Source organism: Burkholderia sp. MSMB1835 (genome assembly GCF_001526365.1).
In the GTDB taxonomy this organism is placed as follows: domain Bacteria; phylum Pseudomonadota; class Gammaproteobacteria; order Burkholderiales; family Burkholderiaceae; genus Burkholderia.
The window spans coordinates 307,016-331,286 of the sequence record NZ_LOYP01000004.1 but is presented as its reverse complement, the minus strand read 5'-3'; the positions used below and the strand labels follow the sequence as shown (position 1 = coordinate 331,286).

General features: G+C 69.1%; 23 protein-coding genes and 1 pseudogene. 14 read left to right on the top strand and 10 right to left on the bottom strand.

Annotation, left to right across the window (positions count from 1 at the left end; all coding sequences use genetic code 11):
- A pseudogene (locus WS96_RS34715) lies at positions 1–311 on the bottom strand (highly repetitive protein); the annotation flags it as partial.
- Between WS96_RS34715 and WS96_RS03205 the strand changes: the two are divergent.
- The 5 genes from WS96_RS03205 to WS96_RS03190 all read left to right on the top strand — a co-directional run bounded on the left by WS96_RS03205 (position 295) and on the right by WS96_RS03190 (position 4,816).
- Positions 295–1,611 (top strand): collagen-like triple helix repeat-containing protein, encoded by a 1,317-nt coding sequence (locus WS96_RS03205; RefSeq protein ID WP_059830601.1) that lies wholly within the window; start codon positions 295–297, stop codon positions 1,609–1,611. The pseudogene WS96_RS34715 and the gene WS96_RS03205 overlap by 17 nt on opposite strands.
- A 127-nt stretch (positions 1,612–1,738) precedes the next feature.
- On the top strand, positions 1,739–3,022 hold the full coding sequence (locus tag WS96_RS03200) for an isoprenylcysteine carboxylmethyltransferase family protein (RefSeq protein WP_059830599.1): 1,284 nt from the start codon (positions 1,739–1,741) through the stop codon (positions 3,020–3,022).
- 246 nt (positions 3,023–3,268) lie between these two features.
- Positions 3,269–3,493 (top strand): hypothetical protein, encoded by a 225-nt coding sequence (locus tag WS96_RS33510; protein WP_156443561.1) that lies wholly within the window; start codon positions 3,269–3,271, stop codon positions 3,491–3,493.
- A gap of 105 nt (positions 3,494–3,598) precedes the next feature.
- On the top strand, positions 3,599–4,189 hold the full coding sequence (locus WS96_RS03195) for a hypothetical protein (protein WP_059830598.1): 591 nt from the start codon (positions 3,599–3,601) through the stop codon (positions 4,187–4,189).
- A gap of 54 nt (positions 4,190–4,243) precedes the next feature.
- A complete protein-coding gene (locus tag WS96_RS03190) occupies positions 4,244–4,816 on the top strand; it encodes an NADPH-dependent FMN reductase (RefSeq protein WP_059830596.1) in 573 nt (190 codons plus the stop codon).
- A gap of 33 nt (positions 4,817–4,849) precedes the next feature.
- Here WS96_RS03190 and WS96_RS03185 read toward each other — a convergent pair whose 3' ends face one another.
- The 5 genes from WS96_RS03185 to WS96_RS03165 all read right to left on the bottom strand — a co-directional run bounded on the left by WS96_RS03185 (position 4,850) and on the right by WS96_RS03165 (position 10,922).
- Positions 4,850–5,476 carry a DUF2894 domain-containing protein gene (locus tag WS96_RS03185; protein WP_059830594.1) on the bottom strand — a complete coding sequence of 209 codons (627 nt, stop codon included), beginning with the start codon at positions 5,474–5,476 and terminating at the stop codon, positions 4,850–4,852.
- On the bottom strand, positions 5,473–6,117 hold the full coding sequence (locus WS96_RS03180) for an OmpA family protein (protein WP_059830592.1): 645 nt from the start codon (positions 6,115–6,117) through the stop codon (positions 5,473–5,475). The genes WS96_RS03185 and WS96_RS03180 overlap by 4 nt, the downstream gene beginning before the upstream one ends.
- Positions 6,118–6,120: 3 nt before the next feature.
- Positions 6,121–9,168: a DUF802 domain-containing protein gene (locus WS96_RS03175; protein WP_059830590.1), complete on the bottom strand. Its 3,048-nt coding sequence runs from the start codon at positions 9,166–9,168 to the stop codon at positions 6,121–6,123.
- A 10-nt stretch (positions 9,169–9,178) separates the two neighbouring features.
- Positions 9,179–9,973 carry a DUF3348 domain-containing protein gene (locus WS96_RS03170; protein WP_059830588.1) on the bottom strand — a complete coding sequence of 265 codons (795 nt, stop codon included), beginning with the start codon at positions 9,971–9,973 and terminating at the stop codon, positions 9,179–9,181.
- A 310-nt stretch (positions 9,974–10,283) separates the two neighbouring features.
- Positions 10,284–10,922 (bottom strand): LysE family translocator, encoded by a 639-nt coding sequence (locus WS96_RS03165; protein WP_034205416.1) that lies wholly within the window; start codon positions 10,920–10,922, stop codon positions 10,284–10,286.
- Between the two features lie 150 nt (positions 10,923–11,072).
- On the opposite strand from WS96_RS03165, the gene WS96_RS31735 reads away from it, so the two are divergent.
- The 4 genes from WS96_RS31735 to WS96_RS03150 all read left to right on the top strand — a co-directional run bounded on the left by WS96_RS31735 (position 11,073) and on the right by WS96_RS03150 (position 14,683).
- Positions 11,073–11,231 (top strand): hypothetical protein, encoded by a 159-nt coding sequence (locus WS96_RS31735; protein WP_257127923.1) that lies wholly within the window; start codon positions 11,073–11,075, stop codon positions 11,229–11,231.
- A gap of 45 nt (positions 11,232–11,276) precedes the next feature.
- Entirely contained in the window at positions 11,277–11,855 is a 579-nt protein-coding gene (locus WS96_RS03160; RefSeq protein WP_059830586.1) for a hypothetical protein, read from the top strand.
- Positions 11,856–12,321: 466 nt separating this feature from the next.
- Positions 12,322–13,701: an FAD-containing oxidoreductase gene (locus WS96_RS03155; RefSeq protein ID WP_059830584.1), complete on the top strand. Its 1,380-nt coding sequence runs from the start codon at positions 12,322–12,324 to the stop codon at positions 13,699–13,701.
- Between the two features lie 79 nt (positions 13,702–13,780).
- Complete coding sequence (locus WS96_RS03150) at positions 13,781–14,683, top strand: LysR family transcriptional regulator (protein ID WP_059830582.1); 903 nt, start codon at positions 13,781–13,783, stop codon at positions 14,681–14,683.
- Here WS96_RS03150 and WS96_RS03145 read toward each other — a convergent pair.
- Complete coding sequence (locus WS96_RS03145; RefSeq protein ID WP_059830580.1) at positions 14,637–17,672, bottom strand: non-ribosomal peptide synthetase; 3,036 nt, start codon at positions 17,670–17,672, stop codon at positions 14,637–14,639. The two genes, WS96_RS03150 and WS96_RS03145, sit on opposite strands and share 47 nt — an antisense overlap.
- 33 nt (positions 17,673–17,705) lie before the next feature.
- Positions 17,706–17,885 (bottom strand): hypothetical protein, encoded by a 180-nt coding sequence (locus tag WS96_RS33505; protein WP_156443560.1) that lies wholly within the window; start codon positions 17,883–17,885, stop codon positions 17,706–17,708.
- A gap of 143 nt (positions 17,886–18,028) precedes the next feature.
- Here WS96_RS33505 and WS96_RS03140 point away from each other — a divergent pair, with 143 nt between their 5' ends.
- Entirely contained in the window at positions 18,029–19,018 is a 990-nt protein-coding gene (locus WS96_RS03140) for a zinc-dependent alcohol dehydrogenase family protein (RefSeq protein WP_059830578.1), read from the top strand.
- Between the two features lie 33 nt (positions 19,019–19,051).
- Here WS96_RS03140 and WS96_RS03135 read toward each other — a convergent pair whose 3' ends face one another.
- Positions 19,052–19,945 carry an SDR family oxidoreductase gene (locus tag WS96_RS03135; protein ID WP_059830633.1) on the bottom strand — a complete coding sequence of 298 codons (894 nt, stop codon included), beginning with the start codon at positions 19,943–19,945 and terminating at the stop codon, positions 19,052–19,054.
- A gap of 95 nt (positions 19,946–20,040) precedes the next feature.
- On the opposite strand from WS96_RS03135, the gene WS96_RS03130 reads away from it, so the two are divergent.
- Entirely contained in the window at positions 20,041–20,901 is an 861-nt protein-coding gene (locus tag WS96_RS03130) for a helix-turn-helix transcriptional regulator (protein ID WP_059830576.1), read from the top strand.
- Positions 20,902–21,127: 226 nt separating this feature from the next.
- Here WS96_RS03130 and WS96_RS03125 read toward each other — a convergent pair whose 3' ends face one another.
- Positions 21,128–21,511 carry a hypothetical protein gene (locus WS96_RS03125; RefSeq protein ID WP_059784449.1) on the bottom strand — a complete coding sequence of 128 codons (384 nt, stop codon included), beginning with the start codon at positions 21,509–21,511 and terminating at the stop codon, positions 21,128–21,130.
- Between the two features lie 309 nt (positions 21,512–21,820).
- On the opposite strand from WS96_RS03125, the gene WS96_RS03120 reads away from it, so the two are divergent.
- The 3 genes from WS96_RS03120 (at position 21,821) to WS96_RS03110 (ending at position 24,263) form a co-directional block, all read left to right on the top strand.
- The gene (locus WS96_RS03120; RefSeq protein ID WP_059827907.1) at positions 21,821–22,564 is read left to right on the top strand and encodes an SDR family oxidoreductase; all 744 of its coding nucleotides are present in this window, start codon (positions 21,821–21,823) and stop codon (positions 22,562–22,564) included.
- Between the two features lie 69 nt (positions 22,565–22,633).
- A complete protein-coding gene (locus WS96_RS03115) occupies positions 22,634–23,155 on the top strand; it encodes a GNAT family N-acetyltransferase (protein WP_034205426.1) in 522 nt (173 codons plus the stop codon).
- 160 nt (positions 23,156–23,315) lie between these two features.
- Positions 23,316–24,263: a GlxA family transcriptional regulator gene (locus WS96_RS03110; RefSeq protein WP_059830574.1), complete on the top strand. Its 948-nt coding sequence runs from the start codon at positions 23,316–23,318 to the stop codon at positions 24,261–24,263.
- Positions 24,264–24,271 lie beyond the last annotated feature (8 nt).

Sequence of the window (24,271 nt, the reverse complement as noted above, 5' to 3'; positions counted from 1 at the left end):
GGCACCTCCGGTACCTCAGGCACCTCCGGTACCTCAGGCACCTCCGGTACCTCAGGCACCTCCGGTACCTCAGGCACCTCCGGTACCTCAGGCACCTCCGGTACCTCCGGCACGTCGGGCACTTCCGGTACGTCGGGCACTTCCGGTACCTCGGGCACCTCCGGTACGTCGGGCACTTCCGGTACCTCAGGCACTTCCGGTACCTCAGGCACGTCGGGCACTTCCGGCACCTCGGGCACCTCCGGCACCGGCGTCACCCCCCTCGGCAACGTCCTGCAGAAATCCGGCAACCTCGTGACGGCGCTCGGCACGACGGTCGTAAACGGCGGCGGTCAGATCGGCGGCGTGCAGATTCCCGGCACGAACCCGACCACGGCCACCAGCATCGGCAACGCGGTCGGCAGCCTCGGCAACGGCGTGCAATCGCTCGGCAACGGCGTCGCGGCCGGCCTCGGTTCGATCGGCGTGTCGGCGAACCCGCTCGGGCCGACGCTGACGTCGACCACCGGCCTGCTGACCGGCGCCGGCGGTGCGGTCAACAACCTCGGCAATGCGGTGACGAGCCTCGGCACCGGCCCGCTGTCGCCGCTCGCGCCGGCGACGACCCTGGTCGGCAGTCTCGTCAACACGGTCGGCACCGCGGTCAATTCGACCGCATCGGCACTGAACACGGCGCTGAACAGCTCGCCGGTCCAGCAGCTCGAAACGCAGCTCGGCAAGGTCATCAACCCGATCACGAATACGCTGACCGGCGGCGTCACGACACCGGGCGCCACGCAGACGCTCGGTGGCGTCACGCTGCTCGGCGCGCCGCTCAGCGGCCTGCTGAGCACGCTCGGCAACGGCGTCGCGCTCGCGGGCACGAAGGTCGGCGGCGCGACCGACAACCCGGTCGGCACCAGCCTCGGCGGCGTCCTGGGACAACTCGGCAACACGGTGACGTCGACGGGCGGCCTCGTCAACGCCGGCAACGCGGGCAGTTCCAGCAGCGGCACGGGCGGCAGCAATCCGCTCGCCCCGATCACGGGCCTGCTCGGCACGTTGACGGGTGGCCTCGGCGGCGGCAGTTCGAGCGGTTCGGGCGGCACCAGCGGAACGAGCGGCACCAGCGGCGGCCCGCTCGCGCCGATCACCGGCCTGCTCGGGACGGTGACGGGCGCACTCGGCGGCATCGGTTCGGGCGGCACCAGCGGCACGGGCGGAACGAGCGGGACCGGCGGCACCAGCGGCACCGGTGGCGCAGGCCTCGGCGGCCTGCTGGCGCCGGTCACCAATCTCGTCAACGCGCTGACGCCGCTCGGCGCGAGCCTCACCGGCACCGTCACGACGCCGGGCGGCAACCTGTCCGGCACGCTCGGCGGGGTGCTGACGAGCGGCCCGGTCGGCACGCTCACGGGTGCGCTGGGAACGCCGGCCGGCTCGGCCGGCGCCACCGGCACGGTCGGCTCCGGCGGCGCAGCCGGCACCGTGACGACGCCGGGCGGCAGCGGCTCTGTGGTGACCGGCCTGACCGGCAGCACGGGCGGCGCCGCCGCGGGCGGCACCGGCAACCTGCTGTCGCCGGTGACCAACCTGCTCGGCGGTCTGCTGGGCGGCGGCACCAAGAAGTAAGCGGCAACGCATCACGTATCAGAACGACAGGCCAATGGCCGGGCGCGCATCCATAAACAGCCCGGCCGACGGCCGGCGTCACCCGCCCAGCGGGGGCGCCGGCCCTCACCTCAACGAGGATCCGACCATGAACTCCACGCTCGACGGCGTCGTCGCTGCTCCGGACCACCCACCCCGCTCCGCCACGCCGTTGCGTGCCGGCCTGCTCGGCATCACGGCCGGACTCTTCGCGCTGTGGGTGACGCGCGACCACCCGGCCCTCGACGCGGCCACCCGCGCGGTCATCGCGAGCCTCGCGATCATCGGCACGATCGCGCTGCACGAACTCTTCGTCTCGCGCGTCTATCTGCGTCCGAGCGCGGGGCTGTCGCGGCAGGCCGTCCGGCCGCTCGGCATCGCGCGCGTGGCGACGCGGCTCGGCGCGCTCGCGTCGGTCTATGCGGGTATCGGCGCGATCTACTGGCTGCTGCCCGAATACCACGGCGCGTTCTACCTGCCGTTCTGGTCGCTGCTGCGCTCGCTCGCGCCGTACGTGATCGTCGCCGCGCCGTTCTACTTCGCGTGGATGGACCGCCACCAGCGCGAGACCGACGACGCGTATCTGCTGTGGGGCCGCTTCCTGTTCCGCCGCGAGCAGCCCGCAAGCTGGAAGCCGGTGCGCGAGATGCTGGCCGGCTGGGGCGTGAAGGCGTTCTTCCTGCCGCTGATGACCGTCTACCTGTCGAAGGACGCCGATCACCTGAGCGCGTCGCTCGCGAACGCGATGCATGCGCCGATGACGATCGCGACCTTCGTGTTCATGTACGACCTGTCGTTCACGATGGACCTGATGTTCGGCACCGTCGGCTACCTGTGCACGTTCCGTATCCTCGACAGCCACGTGCGCACCGTCGAGCCGACGACGCTCGGCTGGGTGGCCGCGCTGATCTGCTATCAGCCGTTCTGGTCGCTGATCTCGAACAACTACATCCGCTACGAAGGCTCGGTGTTCTGGGACAACTGGCTGCTGTCGGCGCCGACGCTGCGCGTGATCTGGGGCGCGACGATCATCCTGCTGCTGCTGACCTACGCGCTGTGCACGATCTCGTTCGGGCTGCGGTTCTCGAACCTCACCAACCGCGGGATCATCACGTCGGGCCCGTACCGCTTCACGAAGCATCCGGCGTACATCACGAAGAACCTGTCGTACTGGATGGTGTCGGTGCCGTTCGTCGAGCCGCTCGGCTGGCAGGTCGGGCTCATGCACTGCGCGGGGCTCGTCGCGGTCAACCTGATCTACTACACGCGCGCGAAGACGGAAGAGCGTCACCTGATGCGCGATCCCGACTATCGCGCGTATGCCGAATGGATCGCGCAGCACGGGCTGTTCGCGCGGATCAGGCAGGCGTTCGGCGCGCGGCAGGCGGTGTGACGGGGCGACTGGGGCGGCCTCCGCGCGGCTCCCGTCGCCCGCGCGGGTGTCGACCTACTGTCGCGGACTTCCCGCCCGCCACGACGCGTTCCACGCATGCCTCCAGCGCCCGGCGATGCGCTTTCGCGTGCATCTGCCGAACGCTTCCGCGCGCCCCATGCGGCCAATTGTCGCGAAACGCCGCGATTCTCCGCTTTTCGTCGCCTTTCTCCGTCGGTCCGATTGCCCGGCTCCGGCGCGTGACGTATGGTGCTGGCCGTCCGCGCACGATCCGTCGCCGGACACCCGACCGTCGCCCCGCGCGACGGCCGTGCGGGCCGTGCCCGCCGCTCACCGTCTCCGCGACGCCGCCTGCCGGCGCCGCGCATTCATGAGGAAAGAGGCGTGATCCACAAAGTCCTGATCCTGTTCGCACTCTGCATCGCGGGCCTCGCCGCGATCGCCGCCGGTTTCCAGCACATCCCCAGCTGATTCGCGGCCCCGGCTCGCTTCGCCGAGCCCGGGGGCCGCACCCGCTTCCGTTCCCTTTTGCGATGAACCTCTTTCCCGAACCGCCCGGGACGGGCGGCTTTTGCCATGCGTATCGACGTACAGCATTCCCAGCACGACATCGACGACGAACTCGACACCCTTCATGAACGCCTGCACCAGCCGGGCCATCGCCTGTACGGGCTGCCGGCCGTCGCGCTCGGCCGCTCGGGCCTGATCGTCCGCCACCGCGAAGCGGACGGCGAATACTTCCTGTATGTCGAGGATCCGGCCGCGCGCCAGCTCGCCGGCTATACGGTGTTCAACCGCCTGCCCGAACTGCCGCGCCGCGCCGACCGCTACCTGCGCGCGCCGCATACGCGGCTGCGCGGCTCGGCGCAACGCAAGGGCCTCGCGACGACGCTGTATCGCTGGGGGCTCGACGCGGGCCTGTGCCTGATCAGCGGCGCGCGCCAGTCGGTCGGTGCCGCGCAGTTGTGGACGGCGCTCGCGCAGGATTACCGGCATGGCTTCGTCGATGTCGAAGGCCGCGCGCTGCGCTATCTCGGCGAAACCGTTGCCGACGACGTGCACGGTGCGCTGCATACGCGGCGGCTGTTGCTCGGGCGCGGGTGGGGCATCGGGGAATTCGCGCAGGCGGCCGGGATGAGCGATACAGCTCGACCGCCGATGCGATAATCCGTCGAACCCGCGCGATGCGCCGGCTCAACCCGCCAATCGAAACGCCCCTCGATGACCATCGCCCCCCGACCCGACGTCACCCGCCCGCTCGACATCGTCGCGCTGTGCGGCAGCCTGCGCGCGCAGTCGTACAACGCGGCGCTGCTCGACGCAGCCGCGCGCGTCGCCCCGCACGGCATGCGCATCGCGCGCTTCGATCGTCTCGGCGAATTCCCGCTGTTCAATCCCGATACCGAATACCCGACGCCCGCCGCGGTGCGCGATCTGATCGACCGCCTGAACGCGGCCGACGGCGTGCTGATCGCCAGCCCGGAATACGCGCACGGCGTCACCGGCGTGATGAAGAACGCGCTGGACTGGGTCGTGGGATGCGAGGCCGTCGTGTACAAGCCCGTGGCCGTGTTGAACGCGTCGCCGCGCGCGACGCATGCGGATGCGGCGCTGCGCGAAACGCTGTCGGTGATGTCGGCGCGCATCGTCGAGTCTGCATCGATCGCGCTGCCGATCCTCGGGAGCCGGCTCGATGCGGCGGGCATCGCCGCGCATCCGCCGTTCGCGTCGGCGCTCGTCGACGCATTGCACGCGCTGCGCGCGGCGATCGACGACACGAGCGCCGGCCGGTAGGCGATCCACACGCCGAACGCGTGCGGCGTGGCGTTATCGCGCCTTCGCGCGCGTCGTCTTTCTCGCCGGTTTGGCCGCTTTCGCGCGCGGCGCTTCCTTCTCGGGCTGCGCGCCGCCGCCGACGAGATCCTCGAGCCATGCGAGCGCATCGACGTACGACAGGAACTGCTGCAGGTAGTCTGGCGACAGCTCGCGCATCGTCGCGAGCGAGCGGTGCACGAGGCTGTTCGAATTGAGCGGCCCCGCGTTGCGCGGCACCTGGTCGAGCGACTGCCGGTATTGCTGTTCCGTGCGGACTTTCGACCACGTCGCGCGGAAGTAGTCGACGAGTTCGGGATCGAGCCCGCGCCGGTCGGCCTGCGCATTGCGCGCGAGCCCTTCGACGAGCGCAGCGAGCGCACCGCGCGCGGGCGCATCCGCAGCGGCTTCCCCCGTCTCGCGCGGGGTGTCGGCGTCATTGCCGCGCGCGACGAGCGCCGCGAACCCTTCGATCAGCGTCGCCAGCCGCGCATCGACCAGCGCGCGTGCGGCGCCGTCGAGCACGGCCGCGCGCCGTTCGAGCGCGTCGATCCGGTGAAAGCGCACGGGATCGAGCCGATCGGCACCCTGCTCGCGCCATGCGTCGAGCGTCGCGCGCACGTGCGTCGCATCGCCCGTCACTTCGCCTGTCCTCCGTTCGACGCCGACTTGCGCGGCACCGGCGCGATTTCCACGCGGCGGTTCTTCGCGCGGCCTTCGTCGTCCGCATTCGAGCTGACCGGCTGTTCGGAACCGAACGCGGCCGCGAACACCGACGAGGCCGGCACGCCGGCATCGATCAGCGCGCGCGTGACCGTCAACGCGCGTTTGGCCGACAGTTCCCAGTTGTCCGCGAACAGGCGGTTGCCGGCGTGCACCTGCTGGTCGTCGGCGAAGCCGCTGACCATCAGGATCTCGTCGCGCGTCTTCAGGTAGGTGGCCAGCGGGCTGGCCAGCGTCTTCAGCAGATCGCGGCCCGCGGGCTGCAACTGGTCGGAGTTCAGCGCGAACAGCACGTTGCCGCTGATGCCGATGCGTCCGTTCACGAGCGTCACGCGGCCGGCCGCGAGCGGCCCGGCGAGGGCCTGTTCGAGCGACTTGCGCTGCTGCGCCTCGAGCTGGCGCGCACGCACCGCTTCCTCGAGCTTCGACGTGAGCTGAAGCTGCATGCCGATCACGCCGACGAGGATCAGCACGAACGCGCCGAGCAGCACCGACATCAGGTCGGCGAACGCGGGCCACACCGGCGCCGATTGCGCGCCGCCGTCGATTTCGTCGTGCATGCGTTACGCTCCGACGGGTGCCCGCCGGCCGGCGAGCTGCTGCAGGTCTTCGACGATCTGCTTCTGCGACATCACGCTCAGGTCGATCACCTCGCGCGCCTGCGCGACGTAGTACTCGAGCTGTTCGTCGCTGCGCGCGAGCGATTTCTCGAGCGCGGCCTCGATGCGCTGCAGATGGGCCAGCAACTTGTCGTTCGATTCGCCGAACACCTGCACGGCCATCCCGAACGCGTCGCCGAGGCTCGCCACCTCGACGGCGCCGGCCGTGACCTGCGCGGCCACCGAATCGAGCTTGCGCGTCTCGGCGTCGACGGTGTCGTTGAAGCGCGCGCCGACGCGATCGAGCAGGTCGGCCGACGTGCTGACGAGCGCGTCGATCGCGGCGCGCTGCTCGGTCGACGCGTGGTTGACCGCGCCGAGCAGCGTCTCCAGCGTCGCGAGCAGGCGGCTGCGCTCCTCGAGCGTCGCGGTGTCGCGCACCATGCTGTCGGACAGGCGCTGGCGCAGCTCGGCGACGACGTCGGCCGCGGCCTTCGGCGCCTCCGACGCGGCCTGCACGAGGCGCGAGATTTCGTTGATCGTGTCGCTCGCGTGAACCTGCGCCTGCGCGGTGATGTCGTTCGCGGTGCGGGCCAGCGTGTCGCAAATGTCCTGCTGGCGCGCCGCGGCCTGCGCGCTCGTCTGCGCCCATTCGTCGCGCAGCGCGGCCGCCATCGTCGCGAGCGAATCGCTCCAGGCAGCGAGGCGCTCTTCGTCGCGCGCGGCCAGTTGCGATTGCAGGCCGGTGTGCGATTCGCGGATCGTCGACAGCAGATCGTTCGAGCGTTGTTCGAACGTCGACGCCTGTGCGGCGAGATCGCGCGTCGTTTGCGCGAGGGCGTCGCAGATTTCCTGCTGACGGCCGGCGCTGTGCACGCCCGCACGCTGCCATTCTTCGCCGAGCTTCGCAGCCATCGCGGCGAGCGAATCGTTCCAGGCAGTGAGGCGCTCTTCGTCGCGTGCGGCCAATTGCGATTGCAGACCGGTATGCGACTCGCGGATCGTCGACAGCAGATCGTTCGAGCGTTGCTCGAACGTCGACGCCTGTGCGGCGAGGTCGCGCGTCGTTTGCGCGAGGGCGTCACAGATTTCCTGCTGACGGCCGGCACTGTGCACGCCTGCGCGCTGCCACTCTTCGCCAAGCTTCGCGGCCATCGCGGCCAGCGAATCGTTCCACGCCGACAGACGCTCCTCATCGCGCGCCGCCAGTTGCGATTGCAGACCGGTATGCGACTCGCGGACCGTCGACAGCAGATCGTTCGAGCGTTGTTCGAACGTCGACGCCTGTGCGGCGAGGTCACGCGTCGTTTGTGCAAGGGCGTCGCAGATTTCCTGCTGACGGCCCGCGCTGTGCACGCCTGCGCGCTGCCATTCTTCGCCGAGCTTCGCGGCCATCGCCGCGAGCGAATCGTTCCATGCCGACAGGCGTTCTTCGTCGCGCGCAGCCAGTTGCGATTGCAGGCCGGTATGCGATTCGCGAATCGTCGACAGCAGATCGTTCGAGCGTTGCTCGAACGTCGACGCCTGCGCGGCGAGGTCGCGCGTCGTTTGCGCGAGAGCGTCGCAAATTTCCTGCTGACGGCCCGCGCTGTGCGCGCCCGCACGCTGCCATTCGTCGCCGAGCTTCGCGGCCATCGCCGCGAGCGAATCGTTCCAGGCAGCGAGGCGCTCTTCGTCACGCGCCGCCAGTTGCGTCTGCAAACCCGCGTGCGACTCGCGCATCGCGGCGAGCGTCGCGGCCGAATGGCGTTCGAACGTCGCGGCGGCTTCGCCCAGCGCGCGCGCATGCTGGCCGGCCAGCGTCTCGCCGGCCTGCTCCTGGCGCGACAGCGCGTCGCGCCATGCGTCCGACAGGCGGCCTTCGGTCGATTCGAGGCGCGTCGCGACGCCGTCGAGCAGATCCGACGAACGCTGCGCGAACGTGTCGGCGAACTGGCCGAGCGTCGTCTCCAACTGCTGCGCGACGGCATCGCTCGCGCGGCGCTGTTCGTCGATCGCGCGGTTCCACACGGCCGTCACGTTGCCGGCGGTCTTCTCGAAGCCGTCCGTCAGCCCGTCGAGCTGCCGCTGCACCGCGCCCGTCACGGTGTCGCGCAGCGCGGCCATCTCCTGCGCGAGCCCCGTCATCGTCGCGGCGACGACCGGCTGCAGCGCCGCACCGGCCACGCGCGCGCTTTCGGCGGCGCTTTCCTTCAGCGCGTCGCCGACGTTCGACGCCAGGCCCGCGTACGCGCGCTCGGTCCGCTCGAAAAACGCCTGCTGACTGTCGAGCTGGCGATCGTGCAGCGCGACGCTGCGCGCCTCGAGCGTCGTCATCATCGTCTGCAGCCGGTCGACCAGCACCGGCATCACGTCGGCCTGGCGCTGCAGCAGCCGGAACGATTCGTCGCGCCGATGCGCGGACGAATGCACGCGCAACGTCGTCGCGATCTTCGCATCGAGCTGCTGGGCCGCATCGATCCGCTCGCGGCGCACGAGCGCGGACAACAGCCCGAGCATCGCGGACGTGGCCACGCCGGCGATCGACGTGCCGAACGCGAACCCGAGCCCCTTCACCGGCGCGATCAGCGACGCGCGGATCGCGTCGAGATCGGTCGCGCTCTCGAGCGCGGCGCCCGTGCCCTTCAGCGTCACGACCATCCCGAGCAGGGTGCCGAGCATGCCGAGCAGCACCAGCAGGCCGACGAGATAAGGCGTGAGCGCCGGGCCCGGCAGCGCGACGCGCGCGCCTTCGACCCGTGCGCGCACCGCGCCGCGCAGGCCCGGATGCAACGCATCGAGCCACGTGTCGAGTTTCGCGGGCGGCTCGGTCAGGCCGGCGACCGCGTGCGACAGCGTGGCGGTCGCCTGCCGGTAGCGCAGCAACTCCCATGCGCCGGCGACGTAGCACGCGCCGATCAGCAGCGTGACGGCCGACGCCAGCGGGTTCGACGCGACATAGCCGGCGCCGATCCAGCCCACTGCGAGCAGACCGGCGACGAAGACAACGAGATCAAGGCGAATTCTGGACATAGCGTGTTGATTAGCAGGTGCGAAGGGCCGCGAGCAGCCCGTCTACCGTTTGAAACCGGACTTCGAGTTCGGCAAGCAGGATGCTTTGCATCTCGTCGCGAAACGTATCGAGCCATGCGCCGGGCACGATCGCCGCGACCGCCGCGGTGTCGGCCGCCGTGCCTTCGGCGGCAGGCGCGGATGCGTCGGGCGTATCGGAACCGGCGGCCGTCGCGGCCGCGGATTCGGCGTCGGCCAGCGCCTGCCGCTCCGCTTCGCGCAGCCGCGCGAAGCGCGTGCCGAGCAGCGCGGGCACGGCCGACAGCAGGCTGCGCTCGCGCGCGCCGAGCACGCGCTCCATGATCGTGTCGAGCGTCGCGAGCCGCGCCATCCCGGACGAGCGCGCGGCGAGCGCGACCCGCAGGCGGCCGCGCAACTGGCCGATCGCCGTTTCCATGTCCTGCTGCAGGGTCAGATAACGCTGGCGGAAGTCCGCGAAATCGGCCGTGTCGGCGGCCGGCGGCGGCGGGTCGCCCGGCCGCCGACGCGCGCGCGGCCGGGCGCTGGCCGTGATCGCCTGCGCGAGGTCGTGGCGCACGCGCGCGCAGTCGCGCTCGGCGTCGTAGCCGCGCACGCCGGCCGCGACGCCCGGCGGGCTCGCGTTCAGCGCGGACGACAGCGTGATCGCGTCGGTCCAGCCGAGCCACTGGCTCAGCCGGTCGGACAGCGTCTGCCGGGATTCCGCGACGTCGGCATCGGCCAGGCGCGCGAGCAGCCGGACGAGCGTCGGACCGCTCAACGCCGGGCGCGGAGATGCTTGCACCATGCTGCAAACCGTCAAAAAAGGCAGCAGTTTACACGTCGTCGGGCCGTCGACCGCCAGAATCGGGGAAGTGGCCCGGTTCGGCGCGCCGTGCGCCCCGCGCGAACGCCCGTCGCGCAAGGCTCGGCGGGCGGCAACAACGGGCGGGAGACGGGCTCGGCGGCGGATGGTGGGCGGCCGCGCCATCGGGACGTGATGCGTCCGCGACACGCCGGCGCGCGTTCGGACGAGCGACCTGCGCGGCCCGGGCGGTTCCCGCCGCTACCCGGCGACGGCCATGGCCGGCCGCTGCCACGCGCCGATGAAGCAGCGCTCAGATCCCCGCTTTCGGTGCATTCAGGATCAGCCGCAGCCCGAGCAGCGCGATCGCGCCGGCCGCGATGCGGTCGACCCATTTCTTCGCGCGCAGGTAGAGTTCGCGCGGCCGGCGCGTCGAGAAGCACAGCGCGACGAGCGTGTACCAGCCGAATTCGACCGCGAACACGAGCGGCGGCAGCACGAGGTAACACCACAGCGGCGGATGCTGCGGAAGCAGCGCCGCGAAGATGCTGCCGTACCAGATCGCCGTCTTCGGGTTGCTGAGCTGGGTCGTGAGGCCGGTCCAGAACGACTTGCGCGCGCTGCCGCCCGTCATCGCCCGCGGATCGTCCATCGCGATCGGCCGATCGGCGCCGCGCCAGATCTTCGACGCCATGTAGATCAGGTAAACGCCGCCCGCCAGCTTGAGGCCCACGTACAGCCATTCGACGGCCTGCAGCAGCGTGTAGAGCCCGGCCAGCGCAACGCCGCCGAACACGATGCCGCCGATGCCCATGCCGAGCGCGGTGGCGAGCCCGTCGCGACGCGACAGCCCGATCGAATTGCGGGCCACCAGCACGAAGCTCGGGCCCGGAATCATCGCGCCGAGAAACAGCGCAGCCAGGATGGCGAGTACGGCAGCCGATGCGGTCATCGACGTCTCCTTGGTCAGCGACGCCGCTGCGCCGGCGCCTGCGTGTCGTTTCCGACGGGTGGGGCCGTCGATTCTGGCACGCTTCGCGCGTGACCGAAAGCGGCTGTGCGCTGCTATGCTGGCCCCTTTCCCGTCATTCCGCGCCGCCCCATGATCGAGATCCGCGTCGCCCGCCATCCCCACGATGCCGCCGCCGTCGAGGCGATCTTTCGCGCGGACGTCGCGCGGCCGACGGTCGGCCTCCCATTCGACGACGACGCGCCCGGCGATCCGACACGCGGCACCGCGTTTCCCTGGCGCGATTCGTAACGCCGCGCGACCGCCCCTTTTCTCCTTTCGATCGGACCGCCCGCCATGCGCGCTCTTCGCCTTTCCGCCCTGTTGTTCCCGCTCCTCGCCGCACTTCCGCCCGGCGCCCGCGCCGACGGCCTGCCGACGTCGATCGCCGCGCAACTGCCGCCCGGCTACCAGCCGCTGCTCGCGCAAGCCGGCCCCGGCCTCGACAATGGGCGGCACAGCTTTCTCGTCGTCGTGCATCGCGCGGACGATACGCGCGACCAGCCGTCGCCGCGCCCGCTGCTGATCTACGAGGAACAGGCCGACCATGCCTACCGGCTCGCCACGCGCAACGACCAGGTCGTGCTGCGCGCGAACGAAGGCGGCCAGTGCGATCCGTTCGATCCTGAAGATGCGGCCGACAACGGCCTTTCGGTGAAGGGCCGCTATTTCACCGTGCAGAATGTCGTCGCGTGCGGGCAGCACTGGACCGACTACGTCACGTTCCGCTACGACCCGCGCACGCACGGCTGGCTGTTTTCGAGCCAGATCGTCACCGAATCGTTTCCGCTCGACGACAAACCCGACCACGTCACCGTCACGCGCGCCGACGCGCACCGTCCGGTGTCGTTCGGGCAATGGAAACGCAAGGACTAGGGTCTGTTTACATATGGAACGCACATGCGAATGCCCGAAATCGCTCGTAGGGCAAGGAGTGAGGAGCGCCGTTTGGCCGCGCCAAACAAGCGACGAACGACGCCGCCATACGGGCGATTTCGGGCATTCCCGTGACATGATTTTTTAATTTGGGGTTGCCACGAGAACGGCCGCTCGCCGTGTTGCGTTCCTTGCGAATACGTCAGTATTCGCGGCGTCGCGCGCCTCGCGAGCGGCCGTTCTCGTGGCAACGCATGCGCGTTCCATATGTAAACAGACCCTAGCCTCCCGGTACGCACCCGCGCCGCGGCGGCGCCGTTTTTCAATCCGGCGCGTCGAGCGCGCGCCGCTCGCGACGCCCGGCCAACGGGTCTACCATAGGCGCTCGTTGCCCGTGGGCGATCGCCGGCACGGCATGCGGCTTGCGCCTGCCCCTTTCCTCGTTGCCCCCGCACAGGAGGACGTCATGACGCAACACTTCGATGCGATCGTCATCGGCACCGGCCAGGCCGGGCCGCCGCTCGCCGCGCGGCTCGCCGGCGCCGGCATGAAAGTCGCGATCGTCGAGCGCGGCCGCTTCGGCGGCACCTGCGTGAACACCGGCTGCATCCCGACCAAGACGCTGATTGCCAGTGCGTACGCCGCGCAGCTCGCCCGGCGCGCCGGCGAGTACGGCGTGTCGATCGGCGGCCCCGTCACCGTCGACATGAAAGCGGTGAAGGCCCGCAAGGACCAGATCTCCGGCCGCTCGAACCACGGCGTCGAGCAATGGGTGCGCGGCCTCGACAACACGACCGTCTTTCAGGGTCATGCCCGATTCGAGCGCGCGAACGCGGTGCGCGTGGGCGATGAACTGCTCGAGGCCGAACGCATCTTCATCAACGTCGGCGGACGCGCGCAGGTGCCCGCGATGCCGGGCCTCGACTCGGTGCCGTACCTGACCAACTCGACGATGATGGACGTCGACTTCCTGCCCGACCATCTCGTGATCGTCGGCGGCAGCTACGTCGGCCTCGAATTCGGCCAGATGTACCGCCGCTTCGGCTCGCGGGTCACGATCGTCGAGAAAGGCGCGCGCCTCGTCCAACGCGAGGACGAGGACGTGTCGCAGGCCGTGCGCGAGATCCTCGAAAACGAAGGGATCGACGTGCAGCTCGACGCGAACTGCCTGAGCGCGCGCCGCGACGGCGACGGTATCGTGGTCGGGCTCGACTGCGCGGGCGGCGGCCGCGAGGTCGCGGGCTCGCATCTGCTGCTCGCGGTCGGGCGCGTGCCGAACACCGACGATCTGGGGCTCGACCGCGCGGGCGTCGACACCGACGCGCGCGGCTACATCACCGTCGACGACCAGTTGCGCACCAACGTGCCCGGCATCTGGGCGCTCGGCGACTGCAACGGGCGCGGCGCATTCACGCACACCGCGTACAACGACTACGAGATCGTCGCGGCCAACCTGCTCGACGACGACCCGCGCAGGGTGTCCGACCGCATCGCGGCCTACGCGATGTACATCGATCCGCCGCTCGGCCGCGTCGGCATGACGCTCGCGCAAGCGAAGCAGACGGGCCGCCGGCTGCTGGTCGGCACGCGTCCGATGACGCGCGTCGGCCGGGCGGTCGAGAAAGGCGAAAGCCAGGGCTTCATGAAGGTGATCGTCGACGCGGACAGCCACGCGATCCTCGGCGCGTCGATCCTCGGCGTGACCGGCGACGAAGTGGTGCACGGCATGCTCGACGTGATGACCGCCGGCGCGCCGTACACGACGATCAGCCGGGCGATGCATATCCACCCGACCGTGTCGGAGCTCGTGCCGACGCTGCTGCAGGACCTGCATCCGGTCGACTGACGCACGGCAGGCGGGCGGCCGCGCACCGCGCGCCGGCGGTATGCGAAGATGGCCGCTCGCCACGCCATCCGGGAACGCCATGGACCGCCTGCAAGCGATGCAGATCTACGTACAGATCGTCGAACGCGGCAACTTCACGCAGGCCGCCGATGCGCTGCAACTGCATCGGCCGGCCGTCACGAAAGCCGTGCAGCAGCTCGAACAGGCGCTCGGCGTCCGGCTGCTGAACCGCAGCACGCGCCGCGTCAGCGTGACGGCCGAGGGCGAAGCGTTCCATGCGCGCTGCGTGCAGCTGCTCGGCAGCATCGACGAGGCATTCGCGTCGTTCCCCAGGCAACGTGCGGTGCCGAAAGGCCGGCTGCGGATCGACATCGCGCTCGCGCTCGCGAAGACGGTCGTGATTCCGGCGCTGCCCGATTTCCAGCAACGCTATCCGCAGATCGAACTCGTGCTCGGCACGAGCGACCAGCCGGCCGACCTGATCGGCGAAGGCATCGACTGTGTGGTGCGGGTCGGGACGCTGAAGGATTCGAGCATGGTCGCGCGCACCGTCGGCGCGGTGCACATGGCCACGTGCGCGTCGCCGGCCTATATCGCACGCCATGGCTTGCCGCGCACGCTCGACGAGCTGCGTACGCATCGCGCGGTCAACTTCTTCACCGGCCGCAATCGCCGCGTGCTCGAATGGACGTTCCGCCCGCACGGCGAAACCGTCGCGGTGAAACTCGCGAGCAGCCTGCTCACCGACAACTCGGAAGCGCTGCTGTCGTGCGGGCTCGCCGGCCTCGGCATCGTGCATGCGTTGCGGCCCGCGCTGCAGCCGAGCATCGACGCGGGCCGGTTGATCGAGCTGCTGCCCGGCGTGCCGGCCGTGCCGAAGCCGGTATCGGTGCTGTACCCGAACCGCGCGCATCTGCCCGACAAGGTGCGCGCGTTCATCGACTGGCTGACCGAGCTGTTCGCGCGGCGTTATTCGGCGTAGCGGCGACCGGGTAACCGATCGAGCGCTCCAGGTACCGCGCCAGTTGCTCGCGCGAAAACGCCGGCTGCTCGATGCCGCTGCCTTCGAGAAATTCGATCACGTTGCGGCAGTCCCAGACGTAATTGTTCTGATACAGCTCGGCCGTGCTCATGCCGTCGCGAATGTTGTCGTCGAACAGGCTCAGCAGCGGATAGAGCGGTGCATCGATATCCGTCTTCCACGCATTGAGCCATTCGCGGTACGGAACGACTCGAAACCGCATGCCGAAGTAGCGTTCCAGTCGCGAGAAGAATGCCTTCAGCGTCATGTCGGTGCCGGGCGAATTGATCAGGTTGAACTTGCGCCCGAGCGCAGCCGGCTGACGCGAAATCCGCGCGATCGCTTTCGTCATGTAGTCCACGCTCGTGAGTCCTTCACGGAGATCGTGCAGGTCGGGCACGGTGCCGAGCGCGATGCACGTCTTCACCAGCCGCCCCCACCATTGATAGTCCGCGCTCACGCCGGTCTCGCCGTGAAACGTCGCATAGCCGAGCCGAAAGGTCATCAGGGGCAGGCCGCGCTGCGCAGCCAGGTCGGCCATTTTCTCCATCACCCATTTGCTGCGCGTATAGCCGATATCCTCGAGCACCGCCGGCAGGTTCTGGTCGATATCGTCCGCTTCGGTCATCACGGTCTTGCCGGTGAAGCGGTGCCCCCAGCTGTACACCGAGATCGTCGACAGCAGGATCAGCGCCTTGGTTCGCCGGTAACCGGCAAATGCAAGCATGCCGGTCAGGCCGTCCACGTTGATCTTCTTCATGTACGAATACGGCTGGATGAAATTGACCGCGCTGGCGGAATGGTAAACAACGTCGATTTCGTCAGCCAGCGTCGCGTAGTCGTGCGCGTCCATGCCGAGACGCGCCAGCGTGACGTCGCCCGCCCACACACGGATGCGCGATCGTGCGTCCGGCCCGAGGCCCACGTCGTACGCGCGCAGTTTCTCGTCGATCCGCGCCCACCCCGCCGCCGCGTCCGGCGCGCGCACCAGGCAATGCACCACCGCCGACGTCGTCGCGAGCAGCTCGGCCAGCAGATGGACGCCGACGAATCCCGTGGCGCCCGTCAGCAGAATCGTGCGCGGATCCGCCAGCAGCGCGTCATCGAAGGGCCCGCTGAAATCCGCCTGTTCCGGCACGCGAATGTCGTCCGCCAACGCATACACCGGCTCGCGCTCGATCGCGAGCGCCGTCGTGGCGACACGCCGCTCGATCTCGCCAGCCAGCGCTTCCACCGACTGGTGCTCGTAGACGTCCCGGATCAGCATCTTCGTCCCCGCCGCATCCGACAGCGCCCTCGCGAGTTTCGCGGTCAGCAGCGAATTTCCGCCGATGTCGAAGAATCGGTCGGTCTTGTGAAACGACGCATGGCCGATCAACGCGGCAAATGCATCCGCGACGATCCGCTCGACGGCGGTGTACGACTCCTGCTCCGGCCGCTCACACGGCGCGTCGCGGTACCGACGCTCGAGCGCGGCGCGATCGGTTTTGCCGTTCACCGTCACCGGCATGTCGTCCAGCAGCACGTGACCGACGGGCCACATGTAATCGGGCAACGCTCGGCGGACGCTTGCCTTGAGCGCCTCGATCACCCGTTCGGGCGGCGCAACCGGATCGCGCGGCACGACGAACGCGACGAGTTCCTTCCCCGCGCCGGCGGCGTTCGGCAATACCAGTACCACTGCCTTGCGTACCTCGCCGGATCGGACGAGCGCGGCCTGAACTTCGCTCAGCTCAACCAGGTTGCCGCGAATCTTGACCTGATCGTCCAGCCGCCCGAGGAACTGGATCGCGCCGTCGTCCAGCCAGCGCCCGAGGTCGCCGGTGTGATAGACGAGCCGATCCGGTTGCCGCGGGTGCGAACGGAATTTCTCGCGGGTCAACGCAGGATTGCCCAGATAGCCGCGCGCCAGACCGGGCCCGCCGATGCAGATCTCGCCCACGTCGCCGTCCGCCACCGGTTCCCCAGCGTCGTTCAGGATCACGATCTCCGTATCGCCGACCGGCCGCCCGATCGAGTCAGGACGGCCGAGCGTCGCGCTCGGAACGACGTGATACGTCGCGAAGATCGTCGCTTCGGTCGGCCCGTAGTAATCGATCACCGCGTAATCGACCCTGTCGGTATCGACCGGATCCAGCTTTTCACCGGCCGTGAACAAGTACTTCAGTGTCAGGCCCGCCAGCTGGCCGACACCGACCACGTCGGCCACCATCACAGTCGGCACGTACGTGTGCGTAATCCCGTGACGGACAAGGAACGCCACCAGCGCATCGGCGTCGAGCCGCATTTCATCGTCCGGCAGGAACAGCGTCGCACCCGCGCACAGCGTCGACCAGATCTCCCACTGCGAGACATCGAATCCGAGGCCGGCCATCAACGTCGCGCGGCTGCCGGCATTCATCCCGAAGCGCGCGTTGTGCCAGTCGACGAGTGCCGTCACCGCGGCGTGTTCGACGATCACGCCTTTCGGTGCGCCGGTGGAACCGGACGTGAAGATCACGTAAATCGCGCTGTCGCGCGCATTGGCGGGTGGCGTCGCGCACGTTGCGCCGGGCTCCGGCCTTCGCGCGGACAACTCCTCCACGCTCGCGAACGGCACGGGCGCACCGCGCGGCGACGCACGTGTCGTCAATACCAGCGCGGCATCGCATTGCTGCAGGATGTGGCGTTTGCGGGCTTCCGGATAACGATCGTCGATCGGCACGTAGGTTGCGCCGGCCTTCAGGATGCCGAGGATGCCGACGATGAATTCCGCGTTCCGCGATGCCTCGATCGGGACCAGACTGCCGCTTCCGATGCCCCGCGCCCGCAACGCGCTGGCCACTGCGTCGCTGCGGCGATCCAGCTCGCGATAATTCACGCATGCGTGTGCCGACACCACAGCCGGCGCATCCCCGTCGCGCGCCGCATGGGCCTGAAACTTTTCGAGCACGCTCAATTGATTAGCCATCCTTTTTATTCTCCGTGTCGACAGAAGCAGATATCAATATAGAACGGCGAGGATAAAAAGCAATTCACTGGTGAACGCCGCCGACGCAATGTCGTCAGGCGCGAATCGTTTCATCACGCGCGACGAAACGATGACGACATTTGATGCACTCGACGCAGCAGACGGCGATGCGCCGAGTATCGCGATGCCGGTTGCCCAACCAGCGTAGTGCATCGAACATCGGCCGGCCCTCACGCCCGTCTGCGCCGATTGTTATTCGTCAAATAACAATCAATGATCGGGCCGCGCGTTTATCCGGCGCGGGCGCCCGCCTACGATGCTGCTTCATCGACACCCGTTCACCGAAGGAGCACTCCATGGCCCGCATCGTTCGTTTCCACCGCGTCGGCGGCCCCGACGTCCTGCAGATCGACACCGTCGACGTGCCCGCGCCGGGCCCCGACGACATCCAGCTACGCGTGAAGGCGATCGGCGTCAATCGCGCGGAAGTCATGTTCCGCCGCGGCGAATACACGTTCATGCCGCGTTTTCCGGCGTCGCTCGGCTACGAGGCGTCGGGCGTGGTCGCGGCGGTCGGCCGCAACGTGACGGCGTTCGCCGAAGGCGACGCGGTGAGCGTCGTGCCCGCATTCTCGTTCGCCGACTACGGGATGTACGGCGAGGTGGTCAACGTGCCCGCGCATGCGGTGGTCAGGCATCCGGACAGCCTGTCGTTCGAGGAAGCGGCCGCGACGTGGATGATGTTCGTGACGGCCTACGGCGCGCTGATCGAACTCGGCGGGCTCCAGCGCGGCGATGCGGTGCTGGTCGGCGCCGCGTCGAGCAGCGTCGGGCAGGCCGCGATCCAGGTCGCGAACCAGATCGGCGCGGTGCCGATCGCGCTGACGCGCGGCGAATCGAAGCGTCGGGCGCTGCTCGATGCGGGCGCGCAGCACGTGATCGTCGGCAGCCCCGCCGACCTGCCGCAACAGGTGGCCGAAATCACGGGCGGCATCGGCGCGCGTCTCGTGTTCGACCCGGTCGGCGGCCCCGACGCGGCGAACCTGCTGCGCGCGCTGGCCACCGACGGCACGTTCTTCCAGTACGGCGCGCTCGACACGCGCGACATCCCGGTGCCGGTGATGGACCTGCTCGCGCGCCACCTGACGCTGCGCGGCTACGAGCTGTTCGAGATCACCGGCAGCGCGCAACGGCTCGAACGCGCGAAGCGCTTCATTGTCGACGGGCTCGCGGCCGGCACGCTGAAGCCGCGAATCGATCGCACGTTCGCGTTCGCCGACATCGCGGACGCGCACCGCTACATGGAAGCCGGCGCGCAGGTCGGCAAGATCGTCGTCACGGTCTGAGCCGCGCCCATGGCGAGCGGCGCGCGCCGCTCGTCAGCTTTCGAAATACCGCGGCCGGTCGATATCGGCCAGCAGCCGCGGCTGCGTCGGCGCCCAGCCGAGCGATGCCCGCGTGCGCTCGCTGGTTGCGGGCGCATCCATCCCCGCAAACATCGCGAACCAGCCGAAGTGCTCGCCGGCTTCCGCCGCCGACTTCGCGACGACCGGCACGTTCAGCCGCCGGCCGATTACCTCGGCGATCTCGCGGAACGGCACGCCCGTATCGTCGACCGCGTGATAGCGCGCGCCGGCCGCGCCGCGTTCGATCGCGAGCCGGTACACACGCGCCGCGTCGAGCCGGTGCACGGCCGGCCAGCGGTTCGCGCCGTCGCCGACGAACGCCGATACGCCCTTCTCCCGCGCGAACGCGATCAGGCGCGGCACGAACGCGTGATCGCCGTCGCCATGCACGGACGGCGGCAGGCGGACGACCGACGCGTGCACGCCGCGCGCTTCCAGCGCGACCGCGGTCGCTTCGGACGCACGCGGATAGCGCGCCGACACCGGCACGTGCGGATCGTCCTCCGTCGCCGCGCGGCCGGGCGCGACGAGCGCGAGGCCCGACGTGACGACCAGCGGCCGCGCCGAGCCGGCGAGCGCCGCGCCGATCGTCTCGATCGCGCGGCGATCGAGTTCGCAGTTCTGCGCGAAGCGCGAGAAGTCGTGATTGAATCCCGTGTGGATCACCGCATCGGCGGCCTCGGCGCCGCGCGTCAGGCTGTCGAGATCCTCCAGCGACCCGCGATGGACGTCGGCGCCGGCCGCGGCGACCGACGCCGCGGCCGCATCGGACCGCGCGAGCCCGAGCACCGAGTGCCCGGCCGCCACGAGTTCGGCCACGACGGCCGAGCCGACGAATCCCGATGCTCCCGTAACAAAGACACGCATGTTCAGCACCTCCGGATGAAATGGAGGCTTACTATGTGCGGATGGCCGCTCGCGGTGAAGTCGTGACGGTTTACCGGTAAACGAACTAACAGGATATGGCTGACGCCCCCGACAACCTGCTCGGCGCGTACCTGCGGGACCGCCGCGAGAAACTCGACCCGGCCGCGCTCGGGCTGCCGGCCACGCGCCGGCGCACGCCGGGCCTGCGGCGCGAGGAAGTCGCGCAGCGCGCACACGTGAGCGCCGCGTGGTACACGTGGCTCGAACAGGGGCGCGGCGGCGCGCCGTCGGCCGACGTGCTCGACCGGCTCGCCCGCGCGCTGATGCTCAACGACGCCGAGCGCGAGCACCTGTTCCTGCTCGGCGTCGGCCACCCGCCCGAGGTGCGCTATCACGCGCCGGCCAGCGTGACGCCGCGCCTGCAGCACGTGCTCGATTCGCTCGACGCGAGCCCGGCGATCATCCGCACGGCGACGTGGGACGTCGTCGCGTGGAACGACGCGGCGGCCGCGACGCTGACCGACTACGCGACCCTGCCGCCGGCCGCGCGCAACATCCTGCGGCTGATCTTCGTCGACGCACGCGTGCGCGCCGTGCAGCCGAACTGGGAGCGCATCGCGCGGTTCGCGGTCGGGGCATTTCGTGCGGACGTCGCGCGCAGCGGCGCGACGCAGGCCGTGCAGGCGTTCGTCGACGAGATGCGCGCGACGAGCGCCGAATTCGATGCGATGTGGCGCGACCACGCAATCCATTCGCAGCACGAAGGCACGAAGGAGATCCGCCATCCGCAGGCCGGCCGGATCGCGTTCGAATATTCGGCGTTCACGGTCACCGGCCGCCCGGACCTGAGCCTCGTGATCTTCACGCCGGCGACGCCGGCCGACCGCGAGCGGATCCAGGCGCTCGTCGCGGCCCGCGAACAGGCACGCAGCACGGCACAAGCGCCGGCCGTGTGACCGCGCACGGCTTTCCCGGGAGCTTGATTCCGCACGACACGGATCGACGGATCGACGGATCGACGGATCGACGGATCGACGGATCGACGGATCGACGGATCGACGGATCGCGAAGCAGTATGTGCCCCGTTCGATATCGACCACCGACGAACGTACGCGGAAAACGCAAAGGGGCGTCGCGCGCTGAACGCGCGACGCCCCTGGTTCATTCACGGAAAAGTGCCGACTATGCCGCGCGCTGCAGCAGGTCCGTGGCGAAAGACTTCGCATGCGCGACGGCTTCCTGCGCGTCGCCGAATACGCCGAGCTGATCCCAGTGCTCTTCGGCCGCGTAGGTGCCTTTCACGGCGAGCGCCCGCTGGACGCTCAATTGCGCCGCGTATCGGCCGTCGTCCAGCGGCCGGGCCGTCGCGACGACCTTGTGCGGCGGGCTGGCCCGCTCCGGCTGAACCAGCTCGACAGGGCCGCTGACCGTGCCGATATTCATCAACTCGTTTCTGGCGTTGCAGTCGGGGCAGTAGAAGCACCAGCCCGCGTCCTCCTGATGGTGCCTGACCTGCCCGCGAGCCAGCACGGCACGACATTCGACGTTTTCGCAGATGAACGGCATCGCAGTCTCCGGAGTTGTTTGTCGGAAATCCTAGCATGTCCGCGGGCGGTCAACCATCGGCATCCGCATGATTGCCGTGCCGGGGTTCCGGCGGGTTACGGAGACCCGGCCGCGGGAGCGTCGCCGTCTTTCGCTGCGCTGCAAAATCGGCGCGTTTCCCGGATCGGGAAGCCGCTGGCGCGACCGTGCGCCGGATCGTGCCCCACGCATTCTCGGAGAATCGTGCAAGAAATGCGGACTTGCGGAATAACGGTCACGCATGCTTCCGCGCGATGCTGTCGGTTCTTCATCTCCCACCGAGGAACGGACATGACCGGCCACAACATCGAACGGAAAGTGATCCTGATCACCGGCGCGAGCAGCGGCATCGGCGAGGCCACCGCCCGCTATCTGGGCGCGCGCGGCGCGCGCCTGATGCTCGGCGCACGCCGTACCGAACGCCTCGCCGCGCTCGCCGACGACATTCGCGCCGAGGGCGGCACCGCGGCCTGGCGCGCGCTCGACGTCACGCGGCGCGACGACAGCGTCGCCTTCGTCGACGCCGCGCTCGCCGAGTACGGGCAGATCGACGTCATCGTCAACAACGCGGGCGTCATGCCGCTGTCACCGATGGCGTCGCTGAAGGTCGACGAGTGGGACCGCATGGTCGACGTCAACATCAAGGGCGTGCTGTACGGCATCGCGGCCGCCCTGCCGGTGATGAATCGGCAGGGTTTCGGCCAGATCGTCAACGTGTCGTCGATCGGCGGATTGCGCGTATCGCCGACGGCCGCCGTCTATTGCGCGACGAAATACGCGGTACGCGCGATCTCCGACGGCTTGCGGCAGGAGAACGACAAGCTGCGCGTCACGAGCATCTGCCCGGGTGTCGTCACGTCCGAGCTGGCCGACACGATTACCGATCCGGTCGCCGCCGAAGCGATGACGCGATACCGGAGCATCGCGCTCGAACCCGACGCGATCGCGGCGGCCATCGCGTATGCGATCGCGCAGCCGGCCGATGTCGACGTGAACGAGATCGTCGTGCGTCCGACCGCGACGGTCGCGGGCTAGCAGACGACGCGTCTGCCCGAGCTCGTCCGGGATAAACTGTCGGCCCGACACCGAACCTGGAGAGGCTCAATGTTGATCCGCGTTGCGACACTGGCGGATGCCGTCCCGCTTGCCGAATTGAAGCGCGATACGTTTCGCGAAACCTTTCTGCAGGACGGGTTCGGCATCGACTATCCGCCGGACGATCTGGCCGAGTACGAAGCCCGGACGTACTCGGTTGCAGCGATCGCCGAGCAGCTCGGCGACCCGCAGTGCCGGACGTGGGTCGCGGAAGGCGACGACGGCACGCTGGTCGGATACGCGCATGCGGGGCCGTGCAAGCTTCCGCACCCGGACGTGACGGACGGTGCGGGCGAGATCCATCAGATCTATCTTCGACGCGGCACGCAGGGAACCGGCGCCGGACGGGCGTTGTTCGACGCCGCGCTCCAGTATCTCGCCGCGACGCGCCCCGGCCCGGTATGGCTGGGCGTGTGGTCCGGCAACGCGAAGGCCATCGCGTTCTACGAGAAGGCAGGCTTCAAGCGTGTCGGCACGTACGATTTCAAGGTCGGCGAATCGACCGATCTGGAGTTCATCTACCGCCGCTGACCGTCCGCTCCCGTCGGCATCGCGTAAGCGCGGCGCAAACGAATACAGGCAACCAGTGACGGCGTAAACGACGTTTTTCCCTCGTTTCGCGCCAAACGACACCATTCGAGGGTTCCGCGTAAAATCCGCCATTCCGGGGTTATCGATCAATTGCTTCGTCATGCATCGGATTGGATTCTTCGTTTGCCGCGGCTACGACGCGCTCGATCTTGGCGGCCCGTTGTCGGCCTTCAATCAGGTCGCCACGGCCGCCGGCCACACGCCCTACGATCTTCACGTCATCTCGCCCTCCGGCGGCCCGATTCCCGGCAATACCGGCCTGTCGATCGACACGAAGCCGATCGGCAGGCGCGCGTTCGACACCGTCGTGTTCGTCGGCGGCGATATCGCGCCGATGCAGACATCGGACAATATCGCCGCCGCCAGCAAGCTGGCCGCCAAGGCGTCGCGGGTGGCCAGCGTGTGCACGGGTGCATTTCTGCTGGCGGAAACCGGTTCGCTGGACGGCTTGAGAGCGGCGACGCACTGGCGCTACGCCGCGCAATTGCAGGCGCGCTTCCCGCGCACGCGGGTGGACGGCGACAGTATCTACGTCGTCGATGGTCATGTCTGGACGTCGGCGGGTATCGCGTCCGGCATCGACCTCGCGCTCGGGATGATCGAACGGGACATGAGCGCGGAGATCGCGCGCGAAGTCTCGCGGCTGCTGGTCGTTCCGTATCGGCGCCCCGGCGGGCAGTCGCAATTCTCCGCGATGTCGCGGATGGAGCCGGAATCGGATCGCATCCGCATCGCGCTGAATTTCGCCCGGGAACATCTGGCCGAAGCGTTGCCGGTCGAGCGGCTCGCCGATGCCGCCAGCTTGAGTGTGCGGCAGTTCGGGCGCGCGTTTCGCCGGGAAACCGGCGAAACGCCGGCGAGGGCCGTCGAGCGTTTGCGCGTCGAAGCAGCAAGGCTGCGCCTTCAGGGCGGCAGCGAACCGATCGAGCAGATTGCGCTGGCGGTGGGATTCACCGATCCGGAACGGATGCGCCGAGCGTTCGTCAAGCTGCTTGGACACCCGCCGCAAGCGGTTCGACGCGAGAGCAGGTCGAACGCGGCACGCTGATCGACCGA

Bases quoted from the DNA above. Each gene is read 5' to 3' on its own strand.
- WS96_RS03200 (WP_059830599.1), top strand. From the start codon at position 1,739: ATGAACTCCACGCTCGACGGCGTCGTCGCTGCTCCGGACCACCCACCC.
- WS96_RS33510 (WP_156443561.1), top strand. From the start codon at position 3,269: ATGGTGCTGGCCGTCCGCGCACGATCCGTCGCCGGACACCCGACCGTC.
- WS96_RS03195 (WP_059830598.1), top strand. From the start codon at position 3,599: ATGCGTATCGACGTACAGCATTCCCAGCACGACATCGACGACGAACTC.
- WS96_RS03190 (WP_059830596.1), top strand. From the start codon at position 4,244: ATGACCATCGCCCCCCGACCCGACGTCACCCGCCCGCTCGACATCGTC.
- WS96_RS03180 (WP_059830592.1), bottom strand. From the start codon at position 6,117: ATGCACGACGAAATCGACGGCGGCGCGCAATCGGCGCCGGTGTGGCCC.
- WS96_RS03175 (WP_059830590.1), bottom strand. From the start codon at position 9,168: ATGTCCAGAATTCGCCTTGATCTCGTTGTCTTCGTCGCCGGTCTGCTC.
- WS96_RS03170 (WP_059830588.1), bottom strand. From the start codon at position 9,973: ATGGTGCAAGCATCTCCGCGCCCGGCGTTGAGCGGTCCGACGCTCGTC.
- WS96_RS03165 (WP_034205416.1), bottom strand. From the start codon at position 10,922: ATGACCGCATCGGCTGCCGTACTCGCCATCCTGGCTGCGCTGTTTCTC.
- WS96_RS31735 (WP_257127923.1), top strand. From the start codon at position 11,073: ATGATCGAGATCCGCGTCGCCCGCCATCCCCACGATGCCGCCGCCGTC.
- WS96_RS03160 (WP_059830586.1), top strand. From the start codon at position 11,277: ATGCGCGCTCTTCGCCTTTCCGCCCTGTTGTTCCCGCTCCTCGCCGCA.
- WS96_RS03155 (WP_059830584.1), top strand. From the start codon at position 12,322: ATGACGCAACACTTCGATGCGATCGTCATCGGCACCGGCCAGGCCGGG.
- WS96_RS03150 (WP_059830582.1), top strand. From the start codon at position 13,781: ATGGACCGCCTGCAAGCGATGCAGATCTACGTACAGATCGTCGAACGC.
- WS96_RS03145 (WP_059830580.1), bottom strand. From the start codon at position 17,672: ATGGCTAATCAATTGAGCGTGCTCGAAAAGTTTCAGGCCCATGCGGCG.
- WS96_RS33505 (WP_156443560.1), bottom strand. From the start codon at position 17,885: ATGCACTACGCTGGTTGGGCAACCGGCATCGCGATACTCGGCGCATCG.
- WS96_RS03140 (WP_059830578.1), top strand. From the start codon at position 18,029: ATGGCCCGCATCGTTCGTTTCCACCGCGTCGGCGGCCCCGACGTCCTG.
- WS96_RS03135 (WP_059830633.1), bottom strand. From the start codon at position 19,945: ATGCGTGTCTTTGTTACGGGAGCATCGGGATTCGTCGGCTCGGCCGTC.
- WS96_RS03130 (WP_059830576.1), top strand. From the start codon at position 20,041: ATGGCTGACGCCCCCGACAACCTGCTCGGCGCGTACCTGCGGGACCGC.
- WS96_RS03125 (WP_059784449.1), bottom strand. From the start codon at position 21,511: ATGCCGTTCATCTGCGAAAACGTCGAATGTCGTGCCGTGCTGGCTCGC.
- WS96_RS03120 (WP_059827907.1), top strand. From the start codon at position 21,821: ATGACCGGCCACAACATCGAACGGAAAGTGATCCTGATCACCGGCGCG.
- WS96_RS03115 (WP_034205426.1), top strand. From the start codon at position 22,634: ATGTTGATCCGCGTTGCGACACTGGCGGATGCCGTCCCGCTTGCCGAA.
- WS96_RS03110 (WP_059830574.1), top strand. From the start codon at position 23,316: ATGCATCGGATTGGATTCTTCGTTTGCCGCGGCTACGACGCGCTCGAT.